The sequence below is a fragment of the Erwinia tracheiphila genome (genome assembly GCF_021365465.1).
Lineage (GTDB): Bacteria > Pseudomonadota > Gammaproteobacteria > Enterobacterales > Enterobacteriaceae > Erwinia > Erwinia tracheiphila.
The window spans coordinates 4801673-4819173 of the sequence record NZ_CP089932.1; the positions used below are offsets into that span (position 1 = coordinate 4801673).

Sequence of the window (17501 nt, forward strand, 5' to 3'; positions counted from 1 at the left end):
TGTAAGGAAAGACGTTTCATGGATGCACAACAAACGCGACAGGGTATATTTTTTGCTTTGGCTGCCTATGTGATCTGGGGCATCGCGCCCACCTATTTTAAACTTATCCAGCAGGTCAACGCCGGGGAGATCATGACTCACCGGGTGATCTGGTCATTTTTCTTTATGCTGATTCTGGTCTGCCTGACCCGCAACTGGCCACAGGTGAGGCTTGTTATCCGACAACCCAAAAAAGTCTTATTACTGGCGGTTTCCGCTACGGTGATCTGTACTAACTGGCTGATTTTTATCTGGGCAGTCAATAACCATCACATGCTGGAGGCCAGTCTGGGCTACTTTATTAATCCTCTGTTTAACATGGTGGTGGGCATGGTCGTTCTGGGCGAACGTTTTCGCCGATTACAATGGCTTGCTGTTGCACTGGCAACCTGCGGCGTGTTGGTGCAGCTCTGGAAGTTTGGTTCCGTACCCATTATCGCGCTGGCACTGGCCATCACCTTTTCCATATATGGTTTGCTGCGCAAGAAAATTGGTGTGGATGCCAAAACCGGAATGCTGATTGAGACAAGCTGGCTACTGCCCGCTGCGGCGATTTATCTGTTTGGAATTGCCGACAGCAGCACCAGTCATCTCAGCCAGAATCCTTTGTCGCTCAACTTGTTGCTGTTCGCGGCAGGCATTATAACAACCATTCCGCTGATGTTCTTTACCGCTGCCTGCGCACGGCTGCGTTTATCCACCGTGGGGTTCTTTCAATACCTCGGCCCAACGTTAATGTTTCTGCTGGCAGTGGTGTTCTACGGTGAACAGATGACTTCAGATAAAGCGATGACGTTCAGTTTTACCTGGGCAGCGCTGGCCTTGTTTATTTTTGATGCCCTTTACACGCTGCGGCGAAGCAGGCGTCAGCCAAGCTTATAGCCAGTTTTTACGCTTGAAGTAGGCGTAAGGTGCCAGGCCTGCAAGGATCATCAGCCCAATGGCACCGGGGTAGCCAAAACTCCACTTCAGCTCAGGCATAAACTCGAAGTTCATGCCATAGCTTGACGCCACCAGCGTGGGGGGCAGGAACACCACTGAAACCACCGAGAAGATTTTGATAATGCGGTTCTGCTCAATATTGATAAAGCCCATCGCCGCCTGCATCAGGAAGTTCACTTTCTGGAACAGCGATTCGTTATGCGGTAAAAGGGATTCAATGTCGCGTAGAATTTCCCGCGCCTGCTCCAGCTGATTAGCCGGCAGTCGGGCCTTACGCACCAGGAAATTCAGCGCCCGCTGGGTATCCATCAGGCACAGACGCACTTTCCAACCGATATCTTCCAGCTCTGCGAGCGTCGATAAGGCGGCGTCGAACTCATCGCCCTGTTGCCCTTCCATAATCACCCGGCTAAGTTTTTCCAGATCGCTGTAAATGTTTTCGATTTCATCGGCCATCTGTTCAATTTTTGTTTCAAACAGATCCAGCAGCAGCTCCCAGGCATTACCGTCGATCAGCGTCTGGTTACGCGCACGCATCCGGTACAGACGAAAAGCGGGCAGTTCACGCTCGCGCAGCGTATAAAGACGCCCCTCACGAATGGTGAAAGCGACCGTTGAATTTCCGGCATGATCATCAGCATCTTCATAGAAGAAGAAAGAGTGAATATGCAGTCCATCTTCGTCTTCGAAAAAGCGGGCAGAGGCTTCGATATCTTCCAGCTCAGGACGGGTTGCCAGGCTCTGGCCCAGCTCTCTCTGAACGCGCTCGCGCTCGTTTTCCTCTGGTTCGATCAAATCAACCCAAACCGAACTAACCAGTTCATCGGCAGGTTCATCCAGTTCAAGGCGGGCCAGACGGCTGTGATCAAGTTTGAATGCGCTCAACATGGCTCTACTCCCAAATCGCAATAACACGGGACTCGCGCCTGAACACGGAGGATTCGGTCGATCTGACTCAGAGCGACAAAAATTGATGTCGCCAACAACCACGAAGGCTATCAGCAGAAGAGGATAGCCTTAGGAGTTATACCTGTTTTCCAGGTCTGTGAGCCAGCATCTACTGGGTGTGCCCAAGGCAAATGTCCTCTTAGGGTAATGGTGCACGCATGTTACGCTGTGCCGAAAATGGCGTCAATAACAACCCCGGTTAATAAGGATCAGAATGAAACATATTTCCCAATCCGACCTAAACAGCATGAGCCAGCAGGCAGGCAGCGTGCCGCGTTTGCGTTCGCACCGCACCCTGCACGAAGAACTTAGCGATCCCGTACAACGTCTGGCTATTGCGATGGAGCCAGACACATATATCCGTCCGCACCGCCATCCACAAACCTGGGAACTGTTAACCCCGCTGAAAGGGCGCTTTGTGGTGTTGCAGTTTAATGATGCGGGTGAAGTGACCGATCGCACCGTGCTGGGCGAAGAGGTGGTACTACAGGAAATGCCAGCATTTACCTGGCACGCGGTGCTTTCACTGGATAAAGGCGGGGTGATTTTTGAAGTGAAGCATGGCCCTTACCAGGCGCTGACGGAAGAGGACTGCATGCACTGGGCACCGCCAGAGGACGGAGCCGGAACGGCGGAAGTGATAGCGTGGTACGCACGCGCACAGCCGGGTGATCGCTACCTGAAATAATTTTACTGGCCAGGTTACCGACGCGCGGCGCTCACATTTACCGTTTGCGCTCACCGCATTAATCAGCGCGTCGTCGGTAACCTGGCAGAACAAACCGAAACACTGAGAGCACTGCTCGCCATGCTTTGTCGCCTTCGCGGGTGGACAGACCAGGCTGACGCCGCTCTCGCGTCACATCATGTTAAGCCATCTCACCTGCACTGCCACGGTTAAGTCTGGCTATGCAATCAGGCACCCGGCATGAGGCACAGAACGTCAATCGCACAGGATGTCGCCAGCATCATGACTCAGACCGCTTCCAGCTTCGCATAGGCAGCCACCAGCCATTTAATCCCCTGCCTCTGAAAAGCCACCTGCAAACGGCTGTGTTCGCCGCTGCCTTCCAGATTAACAATGGTACCCTCACCAAATGAGGAATGGCGCACACGCTGGCCCAGCGAAAAGCCGCTGTCGTTCTTCGCAATGGGGGTACCCATGCGCTGATGGCTGACCGGGCGGCTGATGCTGGCCCGCAGGCGTACTTCTTCCACGCATTCTTCCGGCAGTTCCCCAACAAAGCGCGACGGACGGTGATACACCTCTTTACCGTACAGGCGGCGGGTTTCAGCATAGGTCAGGGTCAGTTTTTGCATCGCACGAGTGACGCCGACATAGGCGAGACGGCGCTCTTCTTCCAGCCTGTCGCCTTCTTCCAGCGACATCTGGCTTGGGAACATGCCCTCTTCCATACCAACGATAAACACCTGCATAAATTCAAGGCCTTTCGCCGAGTGCAGCGTCATCAGCTGCACCGCGTCCTGCCATTTATCCGCCTGACCTTCCCCCGCCTCCAGCGCGGCATGGGACAGAAACGCCTGCAGCGGCATTAAATCTTCGTCTTCGTCCTGATAGCTATACTGCCGCGTGGCGTTAACCAGCTCCTCAAGGTTTTCGATGCGGGCCTGACCTTTTTCGCCTTTCTCCTGCTCATACATCAGCCACAGGCCGGAATCCTTGATCACCCGATCGGTTTGCACGTGCAGCGGCAGCTCGCTGGTTTCATATGCAAGAGAATCCACCAGTTCAGTGAAACGTTGCAGTGCCGCGGCGGCACGGCCAGCCAGCACTTTCTCCTGTAGCAAGGCGCGCGCGGTTTGCCATAGCGTTAACTTACGCTCACGCGCCGTCTGGCGCACCACGTCCAGAGTGCGATCACCAATACCCCGCACGGGCGTATTAACCACCCGCTCGAAGGCGGCATCGTCATTGCGGTTAGCAATCAGCCGCAAGTAAGCCAACGCGTCTTTGATTTCCTGGCGTTCAAAGAAGCGCATTCCGCCGTAGATGCGATAAGGCATGCTGGTTTGCAGCAGTGCCTCCTCCAGCACACGCGACTGAGCGTTACTGCGATAAAGGATGGCGCAATCATTCAGCGCGCCGCCGTTTTCCATCCACACTTTGATGCGGTTAACCACGAAACGCGCTTCATCCAGCTCGTTAAACGCGCAATAGAGAGCAATCGGCTCGCCGTCGCTGCCATCGGTCCACAGCTCTTTGCCCAGTCGTCCGTTGTTATTCGAGATCAAGGCGTTAGCGGCCTTAAGAATGTTATTGGTCGAGCGGTAGTTCTGCTCAAGACGGATGGTCTGCGCGCCGTTGAAATCATTGAGAAAGCGCTGAATGTTTTCCACCTGCGCACCGCGCCAGCCATAAATCGACTGGTCATCATCGCCAACAATAATCACGTTGCCCGTTTCGCCAGCCAGCAGCCGAATCCATGCGTACTGGATGTTGTTGGTGTCCTGGAATTCGTCCACCAGAATATTGCTGAAGCGCTCGCGGTAATGATTGAGAATATGTGGTTTATTCAGCCACAGCTCATGGGCGCGCAGCAGCAGCTCGGCAAAATCCACCAGCCCGGCGCGGTCACAGGCTTCCTGGTACGCCTGATAAATTCGCAGCCAGATCTGCTCGACCGGATTGCCGTAGCTTTCGATATGTTTTGGCCGCAGGCCTTCATCTTTTTTACCGCCGATGTACCACATGGCCTGACGCGCTGGCCACTGTTTCTCATCAAGGTTCATCGCTTTTATCAGGCGCTTTAACAAGCGCAGCTGGTCTTCCGTATCAAGAATCTGGAAATCCTGCGGCAGACCAGCATCAAGATGGTGCGCACGCAGCAGGCGATGAGCCAGCCCGTGGAAAGTGCCAATCCACATGCCACCCTGACTGGTGCCAACCAGCTGACCGATGCGATGGCGCATTTCAGCCGCGGCCTTGTTGGTAAAGGTCACCGCCATAATGGACGAGGGAGAGCAGTTCTCCACCGCCAGCAGCCAGGCGATGCGGTGGACCAGTACGCGAGTTTTGCCACTGCCTGCGCCCGCCAGCACTAACAGGTTGCTACGCGGCGCGGCAACGGCATCGCGCTGTTTGTCATTCAGGCTGTCGAGCAGGTCAGAAACGTCCATAGGCACCGTCGATAAATGGGAGAGTGATGTTACTCCGCTGGATATTTAACCAGCACATTATACCAGCGCAGTTAACGATGCCAACCGCGAAATTTCAAGTGTAGGCAACAGGCGGCTGTCGGCAATGTGCATCAGGTTACCTTTGTGCAGATTAATCCAGCAGGCCTGCATGCCACTGCGTACAGAACCAGCCACATCCGTGGTCAGATCATCGCCAATGTGCAAAATCTGCTGCGGCGACAGCTTCAGACGCGAGGCGGCCAGATGATACATATCGTGAAAAGGCTTGGCACGGCCATCCGGCCCGGCGCGTAAAATAAACTGGAAGTATTTATCCAGGCCGAACCGATGCGGCTGTGCATTACCATTGGTGATCGCAACCAGAGGGACACGCCCTGCAAGGGCGTTCAGGGTGCTGTGCGTATCATCCGGCACCTCAACCTGGCTTCGCCAGTAAGAAAAGTGGGCCATCACCTTGTACGATCCTTCGTAAGACTGCTGGCTGCTGAGACCCGCATTTAACATCGCCAGTTCAACCGTACGACGCCGCCATTCGGTGACGTCATGATAAATCTCCGGCTCCTGCTTACACAGGCCGTCACGCAATTGCTGATAGTGTTGCAGGCTGAAATCGCGCAGCGCCGGATGATATGACTGGAGAAAAGTGTGGGATTCCTTCGTGGTACGGCAAATCACCGTACGGTTGTCGTACAACGTGTCATCCAGGTCAAACGTCATTGCGGCAATGGGCCGCAGCGGGCGGTAAAAGTGCATCAGGATTTTCCTCGTTTCGCACGGGGATGAGCAGCATCGTAAACCGATGCCAGATGTTGGAAATCAAGATGGGTATAGATTTGCGTGGTGCTGAGGCTGGCATGGCCCAGCAGCTCCTGAACGGCGCGTAAATCGCCGCTGGATTCCAGCAAATGAGTGGCAAAGGAGTGGCGCAACTTATGGGGATGAATATGGCTGGAAACCCCCTGCTTTACTCCCCATTCGGCAAAGCGCTTTTGCACATTGCGCTGCGAGATGCGTTTGCCCTGTTTTGAGAGAAACACCGCATTGTCCTTTGGTGCAAACAGCGCGCGCATTTCCAGCCAGTGCTCTACCCACTGCACCGCCGTGCGGCCAATTGGCAGGCGGCGTTCTTTACTGCCTTTACCGACCACCCAGACTTCGCCGGAAGCCAGATCGAGATGCCCGGTATCAATGCCGACCAGTTCCGAAAGACGCAGGCCGGCACCATACATGATTTCCAGCATCGCCCTGTCGCGCACCGCAAGAGGATCGTTGATATCGATCTCCAGCAGACGGTTGACCTCATCCACATCAATATTTTTGGGCAGATGGCGCGGCGCGCGCGGCGTGGCAACGCTTCTGGCCGGGTTCGCCTTCAGCGCACCCTGACTTATCTGCCAGTCAAGAAAGCTGCGTAACGCGGAGAGCCGCAGGGCCAGACTGGCGGATTTTAATCCGGCACGGCGGCTGCGGGCAGCCAGCGAGCGAACCTGGGCCGCATCCAGCTTATCCCAGGCAGAAAGCTTCATCTCATCCAGTAGCAGAACACAGGCGGTAAGCTGGCGTTGATAGTTGCTCTGCGTCAGCGGACTGAGCTGACGCTCAACCCTGAGATAACGCAGAAAGCCCTGCACGGCTGAGGTGAGAGGAGAGCAAATGCTCATGCGCGCTCAACCCAACGTAACAGCAGCTCCGGCAGCATTAGCGACAGATGCTGTAGCAGCACGGTGCCCATGCCGGGCTGATAATGCTGATTGTCGCGGCTGCTGAAAATCAGCACGCCCAGATCCCCCTGTTCACCCATTAGCGACAGAGCAACAGAACCAATCGCTCTGGCCTGGGGCAACAGCAGTAGCAGTTCGGGGCCATTGAGGTTGCCCAGATAGTGGCGCTTTTTGCCCAGACGCTGAATGCGCACTGGCTCAAAGGCCTGACCTGGCAGAGCCAGCTGGGTGAAATCCGAGGGGGCACCAATGCGCCATTTGTCGCTGAACAGCCGCAAATTGGCACCTGCCAGGCCCAGCTCGCGCGCCCAGCGATGCAAACGATTCAGCATATCATGCAGGCTGGAAGCCTCAGCCAGACGAGCCTGCAAGGATAATAAGCGCTCAAACAGCTGCTGGTTGGCGCTGGCCTGCTCCATCAGCAGGGTGATCTCTTCTTCAAGTTGAGCAATATGATGACGCTGGCGACCAAGCTGCCACTCCACCAAAGAGACAGTACCACGCACCGGATGCGGTACCTGCATTTGCTCAACCTGACGCGCATTACGAATAAAGAAGTCTGGATTTTGCAGCAGATAGTCGCTGACGACACTGTCGTCCAGCAGCATGCCCCTTGCCTGCTGTTCTCCGACATTTTTCATAAATGAATAAATCCGTCATAAACGTGCGTGGCGGGACCGGTCATGTACAGCGGCTGACCCGCGCCTTTCCAGGCGATGTCCAGTCTGCCGCCGGGCAGATCAACACGGACTTTTTCCGCCAGCTGCGCCTGCTGGATTCCCACCGCAACGGCGGCACAGGCTCCGCTACCGCAGGCCTGGGTTTCACCCGCGCCGCGCTCGTAGACGCGCAGCCGGATATACTCGCGGCTAACCACTTCCATAAAGCCAACGTTCACCCGCTCCGGAAAACGCTCATGACTTTCCAGAACGGGTCCCAGGGTTTCAACCTGGGCGGCTTGCACGCTATCCACTTGCAATACGCAGTGTGGATTGCCCATTGAGACCACGCCGCACATCACCGTCTGTTCAGCCGCACGCATCAGATACAGGTTTTCAGCTTTGTTCGCCCGAAATGGCACCTGCTGCGGCTCAAAATTGGGTTCCCCCATATTGACGCACACCAGCTCATCTTCCGTCACGCTAAGAACCATACGCCCCGTATGCGTGCTGACGTGAATATCACTTTTGTTGGTCAACCCTTTCAGACGCACAAAACGCGCGAAACATCGCGCACCATTGCCACACTGCGCCACTTCGCTGCCATCAGCATTAAAAATGCGATAGTGAAAATCGAGGTCAGGATCGTAAGGTGGTTCGACGATAAGAAGTTGATCAAAACCGATCCCCAGATGGCGATCCGCGAGGCGGCGGATCAGTTCGGGGGAGAAATAGACGTTTTGCGTCACGGCGTCAACCACCATAAAGTCATTGCCCAGACCGTGCATCTTGGAGAACTGCATTTTTGGCTCCGAAGGCTGCTTTATCATTACTGAGCCGCTGAGTGGTCCGAACCTGTGGCCGTCGCCGCTGGCTGCTGCGCTTTTGTGGCCGACGATTTACTGCCAGTCGATGTTTGTTTTTGCGGTTGTTCCGGCGGAGGGAAATAGAGCGGTCCTTTAAGTCCACATCCGGCAAGGCTGGTTACAGCCAGCAACAGCGCCATCCGGTAAATCGTTCTGTTCATGCTTGTTCTGCTCATTATTGATGCCTGTTGGTTGTCTATCATCGCAGGTGAAGTGCCAAAAGCAACAGGAAATGGCGATTGCATAGCGATGAACCTATACCACTTAAAGTGATTGGGCATGACAGGATGAATAAGCTCCGCTTGCAGGGCAGGCATAACCCTCTCAGGCAGCACGACGCTCAGTGCATCTGGTAGTGCTGATTGAGATCAGTGTCAGGATTGTTTTCTGGCAGGGTGGCGCAAAGCTGCGCCAGCGTCTGACTGCGGAACGCAATGACCTGAGAACGACCGTCAGCCTGCACGATTTGATAAAACTGCGGAAGATTAAAATTGGTGAAACTGGAACCATAGGTAAAGCGATCATGTGATGAAGAGTAAAAGCGGCTGACATCGCGCACCAACTCCTCTTTGCTTCCTTCACAATGGTGATAAATCTCCACTCTGTTGGTTTCATCAAGAATGTAGATATTAAAACCGTGATCGTCCTGCGTATCTTCGAAAAAGAACTGGATAATTCCCTCACTGGCGTAGCCATTTACCACCGCAGGCAGCTTCGCGTGATCAGTTTCCACCTTTATCGATAATCCGTGAAGCTTGTTGTTGGAGATAGCCCCGTAGAACTCGACGGCATTCTCTAACTTCTGCACAGACACACTCAACCGCTCAAAGAACAGTCCCCAAGTCTGACCGGCAACGCGCACCGCCTTAAACCTTCCCGGCTCCTGGCGGGTACTGGAGAGGCGAAGCTCAATGCATTCCGAAACCAGCTGCTGGACGTGGGTGCGAATCAGCCCGCGCAGATGCTGACTGTAACAAAACACCTCCACCGCATCCGGCGGTGCCGCATCCTGGTGCATTTTACCCAGAATGGTTCTCAGCCCTTCGATCATCGCCTGCTCGCCGCTGAAATGCAGGGTGCGGACTTCATTCCATGAATTACGGTAGAGCAAATCGATGCTGCCAATCAGGCATTCCTGCTGCTGGCCGAAGCTGAACACATCCAGCTTGCGAAAGTCAAAATGCACCACCTGGTTACGGAAAGCGGCGGTGGGATCGTGCTCCAGATTGACGATGATCGCCAGATGGCGGATTTCACACGGACTATAAAGCGCTTTTGCCGTCGGCGCGGGTAAACGCAGCGGGAAATGCTGTGAGACGTCAGCCACCAGCTCTTGCAAACGGGCCAGATCGCAGATTTCATTGCCTTTAATATGCAGACGGGTTTTGCTGGTCAGCAGCCCGTTAAACCAGGCCCATGCCACCAGCTTGTTAAGATAGCGGTTATATTCCAGCGGCTGGTGGCTGATAATCGACTGCATATCAGGGGATTGGTTGTAAAGATACCATCCTGCCCGATTGGCACGGCCCTGTGGCACATGAATAAAAGTCAGGTTCGGTTCAGACAGGTCCGGCGATATCTGTGGATTCACCAGGGTCACCTTACCGGGTAACGCTTCAAATACGGCGTACAGTTTACGGGTCAGTACCCCAATATCCTGCGGACTGGCACTGACGCTCAGATTGTTACGACGTGCAAAGCGTATCAGGTTACGGTAACTTTGCATCATTGCATCGAGCAGCTCATTATGCGCTTCCCTGACGCGCTCGATTTTCCAACCTGCCCGCCCGTCAAGGATTGCCACGCGTTCCGCGCTCCAGCCCCATTCTTTGACCAACTGCGTGAGGATTTCACGTCGCCAGCCAGATTCTTCGCAATACTCCGACAGTTTTTCCCGTACTTTCAGATAGAAGCAACGGCGGACCAGATCGAGGCGGGCAGTATCTTCAATACTGGTCAGGTAATGTGTCACCCTTTCCAGCATCATGCAGTAAGGATCGAGGCCGTAAGATACAATTTCACCATCGTGCAGGCGCTGTTTAATATCCATCGCCAAAAGGCGCGTCTGCGGATATTCCCAGGAATAGGCCTCCAGCAGCAATGTTTTCAGTACCGCTTTGTAAGGCGAGTCGATGCTTTTATAAAGTTGCCACAGGCTGGCACCAAAATATTCTTCGGCTGATAGCGTATCCAGCCCACCTAAATCCAGCCATTCATTGGGTGTCAGCACACCTTTTTGGTAGAGCGACATCACATAGTTGTCGTAATGCTCTTCTTCCTCGCCGGGCACCATATTCCACAAAATGCGTTTGCCCGCCAGACGAACGGCGGTACGATAAAACTCATCCAGTAACAGAATATGCTGCGTCGAACCGCAATCCTCACCGCCGAGGCTACCGCTTTCATTATGACGAAACCGATTTTCATCGATCAGGAAGAAACTGACTTCGACGCCCATTGAGGCACACCATTTTTCCAGCAGGGTACATTTCCTATGCAGGTAAAGGCGTTCTTCATTATCCAGCCATGATTGATGGCAAACCCAGATATCAAGATCTGAGGTGAGATTCTGACCGACGGAAGAGGTGCTGCCCATGGAGTAAACACCAGTGATTGGCATTTCCCCCTTTGACGCACGCGCGGGACGGTAATCCGTTTGCTTAAGTAAATCATTTAGCCAGAACGTCTGGTTTTCATCAGGCGTGAAGAAGCTGATGCCATGTGGAACGTTACCTTCAAGATAACCCGGCATCAGTGAATGATGAAAATGCAATAAGGTTGGCAGCAGACTGTAAACCTGTTGAAACGCAGGCACCATGGCAGCAAGCGCACGATCTACGCGCAGCTGGTTGATGGCATCCAGTCTCTGTTTCAGTGTCTCTATGTAGAGGTACAAGACTTCTCGCCTGATTGATCCAGTGCTTACGAATAACCCTTTTTCCATATTCGCCGCATGGTTTTAAGAATAATTGTGCGAATTACTGCTGGAAACGTGATCAATCTAACATCTGGCGGGTTGACCGTAAAGAAAGTTGCGCTACACCAAAGCCTGCCATGTTTTAAAAACAGCTTTCTCCGGCTATGCCCGAATATCACCCGTATAGCCCTCCCACCTGTGGAAACTGACAGCCTCAACCTGTAAATGTTAGGATAATCATTACACGATAAAACGGTAATCAGCATGCCAGACAAAATATTAAGAATTGCCACCAGGCAAAGCCCGCTTGCATTGTGGCAGGCACACTATGTTCAGCAACGTTTGATGGCCTTTCATCAAGGGCTTCGGGTGGAACTGGTCCCGATGATCACTAAAGGCGACGTGATTCTGGACACCCCCCTGGCAAAAGTAGGCGGCAAGGGATTATTCGTTAAAGAACTTGAGCAGGCGCTGCTGTCTGATCGCGCCGATATCGCCGTGCATTCAATGAAGGATGTGCCAGTGGCGTTTCCTGAAGGACTGGGCCTTGTGACCATCTGCGAGCGGGAAGAGCCGCTGGATGCCTTTGTTTCCAATCACTACCGCTCGGCCGATGCACTACCTCAGGGTGCGATTGTCGGCACGTCCAGCCTGCGCCGCCAGTGCCAGCTCAGTGCCCGTCGGCCCGACCTGATTATTCGCTCACTGCGTGGCAACGTCGGCACGCGGCTCGCTAAACTCGATGCCGGTGATTACGATGCCATTATTCTGGCCGTCGCCGGGCTGAAACGTTTAGGCTTATCCGATCGCATAGCTCACGCCATGCCCGCAGAAGAATCATTGCCAGCAGTAGGCCAGGGTGCGGTGGGTATTGAATGCCGCCTGGATGATGCGCAGACGATTGCGCTACTCGCCGCCCTGAATGACGACGATACCGCCGTCAGGGTGAAAGCCGAGCGCGCCATGAACACCCGCCTTGAGGGTGGCTGTCAAGTGCCAATTGGCAGCTTTGCAGTGCTTCAGGATGATCGACTTTGGTTACGCGGGCTGATTGGTTCTCCTGACGGTAAAGCAATGATCCGTGGTGAACGCCGTGGCCCGCGCGAAGACGCAGAGAAAATGGGTATTTCACTGGCGGAAGAACTTCTTAATAACGGTGGACGTGAAATTCTTGCCGACGTTTACCAGGGAAACCCACCTGAATGACTATCCTCGTAACCCGCCCCGAGCCTGCCGCTGAAAAATTGGTAAATCGCCTACGCGAGGCGGGAAAAGACGCATGGTCCATGCCGCTCATTGAGTTTACGCCGGGCGGTGAGCTGGACAGATTACCTAATCAGCTGAGTGAGTTGCAGCCCAATGATTTGGTGTTTATTGTTTCGCAGCACGTCATTCACTATGCAAAAGCGGTACTGGCGCAAGCTGGTATGCGCTGGCCTGCTGGCCTGAACTATTATGCTATAGGTCGTACAACCGGACTGGCTTTCCATGCTGCCAGCGGACGCAACGTGACCTGGCCCGAGAAAAGTGAAACCAGTGAAGTGTTGATACAATTACCTTCTTTGCAGCAGGTGGCGGGGAAGCAAGCGCTGATCCTGCGCGGTAATGGCGGGCGTCAACTTTTGGCCGAAACCTTGCAACAGCGCGGCGCTAATGTAAAGTTTGTTGAATGCTATAAACGTTGTGAAAAGTATTATCAGGGTGAAACAGAAGGACGCCGCTGGCGTAGCCTCGGCATCACCACGCTGGTGGTGACAAGCGGAGAGATGCTGGAGCAACTTTATTCACTGTTTCCTGATAACGATCGTGAAGAATGGCTACTGCACTGCCAAGTGATTGTCGTCAGTGAACGTCTGGCCACCCGTGCCAGGGAATTGGGTTGGAATGCGGTCAGGGTGGCCGAGGGTGCCGATAACAACGCGTTATTGCGGGCGCTTCAATAAATTTAAATTATGGGATAAGTCACAATGACGGAACAAAAAGATTCCTCTGTCCTGGTTGATGAGAATACCCGGACGGAAGAAAGTTCAGCACCAACACCAGACCGCCAGCTTCGCAATAAAGCGACCGCGCTGGCGGTTCTGGCGATTGCTATTGCTCTCGCCTCGGGCGTGGGGCTGTATATTCACGGTAAACAGCAGACCGCAGCACTGACCGCCGCCAATCAGACGCTGGCCAATCAGCTAGCAGAACTGCAGCAGCAATCCGTCAGTAACAAACAAACGTTTCAGCAGCAGTTCGCGGCACAAACCAGCGCACTGGATACCGCCCATCAACAGCAGGCCGCTATGAGCCAGCAGCTCGACCAGCTAAAAGAAAAAGTGGCAACCATTTCCGGTAATGATGCGCACACCTGGCTTCTTGCCCAGGCAGATTATCTGGTGAAGCTTGCCGGACGTAAGCTGTGGATCGATCAGGATGTGACAACGGCGACGGCATTATTGAAAAGTGCCGATAACAGTCTGGCAGAAATGAACGACCCCAGTCTGATTGAAGTGCGTCGGGCCTTAACTCACGATATCAGTTCGCTGTCAGCCATCAGTCAGGTCGATTACGATGGCGTGATCCTGAAACTTAATCAGCTATCTAACGGCGTCGATAATCTTCGCCTGGCAGATAACGACAGCAGTGGCTCGCCCATGGATGCCGACAGCAGTGAGCTCTCTTCCTCAATACGTGAGTGGCGGCAGAATCTGGTAAAAAGCTGGCATAACTTTATGGATGACTTTATTACCATCCGTCGACGCGATACCACCACCGAGCCGCTTCTGGCACCTAACCAGGAAATCTACCTACGCGAAAATATCCGTTCACGGCTGCTGGTTGCTGCTCAGGCGATACCGCGCCACCAGGACGAGATTTATAAACAGTCTATTGATACCGTCTCAGCATGGGTTCGCGCCTGGTTTGATAGCCACGATCCCGCCACCAGGGCCTATCTCAACCAGCTGGAGGAACTCAGCCAGCAAAGTATCGCTATGGATTTACCGGATGCGCTGCAAAGCCAGCCAATGCTGGACAAACTGATGCAAACGCGCGTGCGCAACCTGCTGGCCCAGCCCGGTGCCGGACAGCAGCAGCAGGGAGAATAAGCATGCTTAAGGTTATGATACTCTTTTTATTGCTGATGGCGGGTATCGTTCTCGGCCCGATACTGGCCGGTCACCAGGGCTATGTCCTGATTCAGACCAGCCAATGGAATATTGAAACCAGCGTAACCGGGCTTGCCATTATTCTTATCCTCACATTGATCGTCATCCTGCTGGTTGAGTGGCTACTGCGGCGTCTGTTAAGAACCGGCGTTCGCACGCGTGGCTGGTTTCTCGGCAGAAAACGTAACCGCGCCCGCAAGCAAACCCATGCCGCATTAATGAAGCTGGCCGAAGGGGATCACCGTCAGGTTGAAAAACTGCTATCAAAAAATGCCGATCATGCCGAACAGCCGGTGGTGAACTACCTTCTGGCCAGTGAGGCGGCACAACAGCGTGGTGACGAGAGCCGCGCCAATCAGCATCTTGCCAGAGCGGCGGAGCTGGCCGGTAACGATCAGTTGCCGGTAGAGATCACCCGGGTACGTATCCAGCTTGCTCGCAATGAAGACCATGCTGCCCGTCATGGCATTGATCGCCTGCTGGAAGTGGCACCGCGCCATCCTGAAGTGCTGCGCCTGGCTGAACAGGCTTACGTGCGGACCGGTGCCTGGAATTCGTTGCTGGATATTCTGCCAGCAATGAATAAGGTTCAGGTCTTTGATGAAGCGCATTGCCAGACGTTACAGCAAGAGGCCTGGTTGGGATTGATGAACCAGGCGATGGCAGAACAGGGCAGTGAGGGGCTGAAGCGCTGGTGGCAAAGCCAGAGCCGTAAAACCCGCCACGATACGGCGCTACAGGTGGCAATGGCTGACCATCTTATCGTTTGCGACGATCATGAAACCGCTCAGGAAATCGTTTTGACAGGCCTCAAGCGTCACTATGACGAACGTCTGGTTCTGTTGATACCCCGACTGAAAACCGGCAATCCAGAACAACTGGAAAAAACGTTGAACCACCAAATTAAGCAGCATGGCGCGATGCCACTGCTTTACAGCACGCTTGGGCAGTTGCTGATGACACACGGCGAATGGCAACAGGCCAGCGATGCGTTCAGAGCAGCTCTCAGGCAGCGTCCCGATGCATTTGACTACGCCTGGCTGGCAGATTCGCTTGACCGTCAGCACAAGCCGGAAGAGGCCGCAGAAATGCGTCGCGACGGGCTACTTCTGACCCTGAAGAATAACGCATAATTTACCCGCTATGAAAAATCAGGCCGGGCTTATTGCCCGGCTTTTTACTGTCCGCGTTAACCCTCGCCCTGTGGGCTTGGTCAGCAACAGGCTCCTGCCCTGCTGTCTTCTGACGGCACAGGCCATAGGCTTCTTTCATGGTTTTGACACACCCCAAACGGCTATGGCTCACTGAGTACCAGACCCTGTAAAACAGGGTTATCAGCCTTGGGGTGTTGCCATGCCGTGTTTGATTGTGCGTTTTACAAGTCGGACCGAAACTTCTTTGCGTGGCAACTCACCTGCTTTCAGACTGTAATCAAAGCCCTGCGGATTTGGTTATCAAAACGCTTTAGTTCTGCCCGGGTATATCCGGCTACGGACCTTGAAGCACGGACGACACATTATTTTCTTAAGTTGTAATCAATACCGCTTGCTGTTTAAGACGGCTGTTTACTGCCAGCTCAATATGTTGTCTCGTGGGCCTGTTTGACAGGATTCGATGTTTACACAGCCAATAAACACGTTTTCAGGTTTGTGACCTGTTCATGGCCGCTTCCTCTCATTACTTTTCACGAAGCATTCCGCCCTGCAACGCGATTTTGCCTTTGTACTGCTCTATTTAAATCAACGCTTATACAGCAGAAAGGTGTGCCTCACAGGTTGAGTCAGACTTTAAACTGCACCACCTGAGCAGTGCGGGTTTTGAGCATTGATGAATCGCCCATAAAAAAACACCCGCCAGTCCGGCAGGTGTAAACGTTCAGGTCGGTAAGACAAGTTGGGTGATACCTGACTCAACGTAGTGTCCTTGTACCATTAAGGTCTTGCGACGATAGTGGCGGCTGGACAACAGGTATCGTAAGGGCTCTGCATCATTCCGGGCTTTATGAAGCTTTCGCAAACATAAAATATGGAATGAGCATCTACCTGTTTAATAATGCACAACGTATGCCAGATTGGTAAAACACCTTAAGAAAACATAATCCATTGTTATTTAACTAAATAAAGAAACCTTACCCCACTTATGGTCATTCTGCTGTTGCAAATATGCGACAGAAATTCTCAGCCACGTATCCAGCTGAAGACACTTATCACGCAGTTCAATAAATAATATATTAATCAATATATTGAACGTCTCTTAATTGAGACAAACGGCTATGCCCGGAAACACAATATTGTTTTATGCCGGACGTACAATGTGAGCAGGAGTGCATGATAAACGAGGGGGTGGAATGACGGGGCAACGGGAATGCCGGCTGATAAAAACGCCGGGCGAGAGAGGATGATGCTAACGTTGTCTCGCTGCGCTCGGCTCAAACCTCCCTCGGAGGTTCTCATCCTCTTTTGGCTCAGGATGCAAAAAGGCCAACCTGAAGGCTGGCCTTTTCTGAAAATGGTCGGCGAGAGAGGATTCGAACCTCCGACCCACTGGTCCCAAACCAGTTGCGCTACCAAGCTGCGCTACTCGCCGGATACTGCTTTTACTAAACGGTTTAATCTTTAAGCAAAAAACCCTGCTTCAGCAAGGTTTTGAAAGGTGGTCGGCGAGAGAGGATTCGAACCTCCGACCCACTGGTCCCAAACCAGTTGCGCTACCAAGCTGCGCTACTCGCCGTTAACATCTTCTTCTGTGTGGCTGATTTTGTGGTGCGAAGAGAGGGACTTGAACCCTCACGTCCGTTAAGACACTAACACCTGAAGCTAGCGCGTCTACCAATTCCGCCATCTTCGCATACCATTCAAAATCTGGGGTGGCTAATGGGACTCGAACCCACGACAACTGGAATCACAATCCAGGGCTCTACCAACTGAGCTATAGCCACCATTACTGCTACTTCTTTTACTAACGCGGCAAAACCACCACCGCAGCTCTTGCGCACAACTTAATGGTGCGCCCGACAGGATTCGAACCTGAGACCTCTGCCTCCGGAGGGCAGCGCTCTATCCAGCTGAGCTACGGGCGCGTAGCGCCATTGCGGATGG

The 17501-nt window shown here is 53.5% G+C and carries 15 protein-coding genes and 5 tRNA genes; 6 read left to right on the forward strand and 14 right to left on the reverse strand.

Annotation, left to right across the window (positions count from 1 at the left end):
* The first annotated feature begins 18 nt into the window (after positions 1-18).
* Positions 19-921 (forward strand): EamA family transporter RarD, encoded by a 903-nt coding sequence (gene rarD, locus LU633_RS24840; RefSeq protein WP_016192322.1) that lies wholly within the window; start codon positions 19-21, stop codon positions 919-921.
* Here rarD and corA read toward each other — a convergent pair.
* Positions 916-1869, reverse strand: a complete 954-nt coding sequence (corA, locus tag LU633_RS24845; RefSeq protein ID WP_016192323.1) for a magnesium/cobalt transporter CorA — start codon at positions 1867-1869, stop codon at positions 916-918. The two genes, rarD and corA, sit on opposite strands and share 6 nt — an antisense overlap.
* 129 nt (positions 1870-1998) lie before the next feature.
* Positions 1999-2085 (reverse strand): YsgD/CorL family protein, encoded by an 87-nt coding sequence (ysgD, locus tag LU633_RS26395; protein ID WP_407647050.1) that lies wholly within the window; start codon positions 2083-2085, stop codon positions 1999-2001.
* A 58-nt stretch (positions 2086-2143) separates the two neighbouring features.
* Between ysgD and LU633_RS24850 the strand changes: the two genes are divergently transcribed.
* Positions 2144-2617 carry a WbuC family cupin fold metalloprotein gene (locus LU633_RS24850; protein ID WP_016192324.1) on the forward strand — a complete coding sequence of 158 codons (474 nt, stop codon included), beginning with the start codon at positions 2144-2146 and terminating at the stop codon, positions 2615-2617.
* Positions 2618-2904: 287 nt separating this feature from the next.
* Here LU633_RS24850 and uvrD read toward each other — a convergent pair whose 3' ends face one another.
* The 7 genes from uvrD to LU633_RS24885 all read right to left on the reverse strand — a co-directional run bounded on the left by uvrD (position 2905) and on the right by LU633_RS24885 (position 11230).
* On the reverse strand, positions 2905-5067 hold the full coding sequence (gene uvrD, locus LU633_RS24855; RefSeq protein ID WP_016192325.1) for a DNA helicase II: 2163 nt from the start codon (positions 5065-5067) through the stop codon (positions 2905-2907).
* Between the two features lie 57 nt (positions 5068-5124).
* A complete protein-coding gene (yigB, locus tag LU633_RS24860) occupies positions 5125-5841 on the reverse strand; it encodes a 5-amino-6-(5-phospho-D-ribitylamino)uracil phosphatase YigB (protein WP_016192326.1) in 717 nt (238 codons plus the stop codon).
* Positions 5841-6749 (reverse strand): tyrosine recombinase XerC, encoded by a 909-nt coding sequence (gene xerC, locus LU633_RS24865; protein ID WP_016192327.1) that lies wholly within the window; start codon positions 6747-6749, stop codon positions 5841-5843. The genes yigB and xerC overlap by 1 nt, the downstream gene beginning before the upstream one ends.
* Complete coding sequence (locus LU633_RS24870) at positions 6746-7450, reverse strand: DUF484 domain-containing protein (RefSeq protein WP_016192328.1); 705 nt, start codon at positions 7448-7450, stop codon at positions 6746-6748. The genes xerC and LU633_RS24870 overlap by 4 nt, the downstream gene beginning before the upstream one ends.
* On the reverse strand, positions 7447-8271 hold the full coding sequence (gene dapF, locus LU633_RS24875) for a diaminopimelate epimerase (protein WP_016192329.1): 825 nt from the start codon (positions 8269-8271) through the stop codon (positions 7447-7449). Before dapF ends, LU633_RS24870 begins: the two co-directional genes overlap by 4 nt.
* A gap of 26 nt (positions 8272-8297) precedes the next feature.
* Entirely contained in the window at positions 8298-8510 is a 213-nt protein-coding gene (gene lptM, locus LU633_RS24880) for an LPS translocon maturation chaperone LptM (protein WP_016192330.1), read from the reverse strand.
* Between the two features lie 164 nt (positions 8511-8674).
* Positions 8675-11230, reverse strand: coding sequence for a class I adenylate cyclase (locus LU633_RS24885; RefSeq protein WP_016192331.1), 2556 nt, complete (start codon positions 11228-11230; stop codon positions 8675-8677).
* 285 nt (positions 11231-11515) lie between these two features.
* Here LU633_RS24885 and hemC point away from each other — a divergent pair, with 285 nt between their 5' ends.
* From hemC to hemY, 4 genes are read left to right on the forward strand one after another with little or no spacing between them, the layout of a single operon-like run.
* Entirely contained in the window at positions 11516-12457 is a 942-nt protein-coding gene (hemC, locus tag LU633_RS24890) for a hydroxymethylbilane synthase (RefSeq protein WP_016192332.1), read from the forward strand.
* Positions 12454-13194: a uroporphyrinogen-III synthase gene (gene hemD, locus LU633_RS24895; RefSeq protein ID WP_016192333.1), complete on the forward strand. Its 741-nt coding sequence runs from the start codon at positions 12454-12456 to the stop codon at positions 13192-13194. Before hemC ends, hemD begins: the two co-directional genes overlap by 4 nt.
* A 24-nt stretch (positions 13195-13218) precedes the next feature.
* Complete coding sequence (gene hemX, locus LU633_RS24900) at positions 13219-14343, forward strand: uroporphyrinogen-III C-methyltransferase (protein ID WP_016192334.1); 1125 nt, start codon at positions 13219-13221, stop codon at positions 14341-14343.
* Between the two features lie 2 nt (positions 14344-14345).
* Positions 14346-15536 carry a protoheme IX biogenesis protein HemY gene (hemY, locus tag LU633_RS24905; RefSeq protein WP_016192335.1) on the forward strand — a complete coding sequence of 397 codons (1191 nt, stop codon included), beginning with the start codon at positions 14346-14348 and terminating at the stop codon, positions 15534-15536.
* Positions 15537-16912: 1376 nt separating this feature from the next.
* Here hemY and LU633_RS24910 read toward each other — a convergent pair.
* The 5 genes from LU633_RS24910 to LU633_RS24930 form a co-directional block, all read right to left on the reverse strand.
* Positions 16913-16989 (reverse strand) — tRNA-Pro (locus LU633_RS24910).
* 67 nt (positions 16990-17056) lie between these two features.
* Positions 17057-17133, reverse strand: a tRNA-Pro gene (locus LU633_RS24915).
* 30 nt (positions 17134-17163) lie between these two features.
* A tRNA-Leu gene (locus tag LU633_RS24920) sits at positions 17164-17250 on the reverse strand.
* Between the two features lie 15 nt (positions 17251-17265).
* A tRNA-His gene (locus LU633_RS24925) sits at positions 17266-17341 on the reverse strand.
* A gap of 64 nt (positions 17342-17405) precedes the next feature.
* A tRNA-Arg gene (locus LU633_RS24930) sits at positions 17406-17482 on the reverse strand.
* Positions 17483-17501 lie beyond the last annotated feature (19 nt).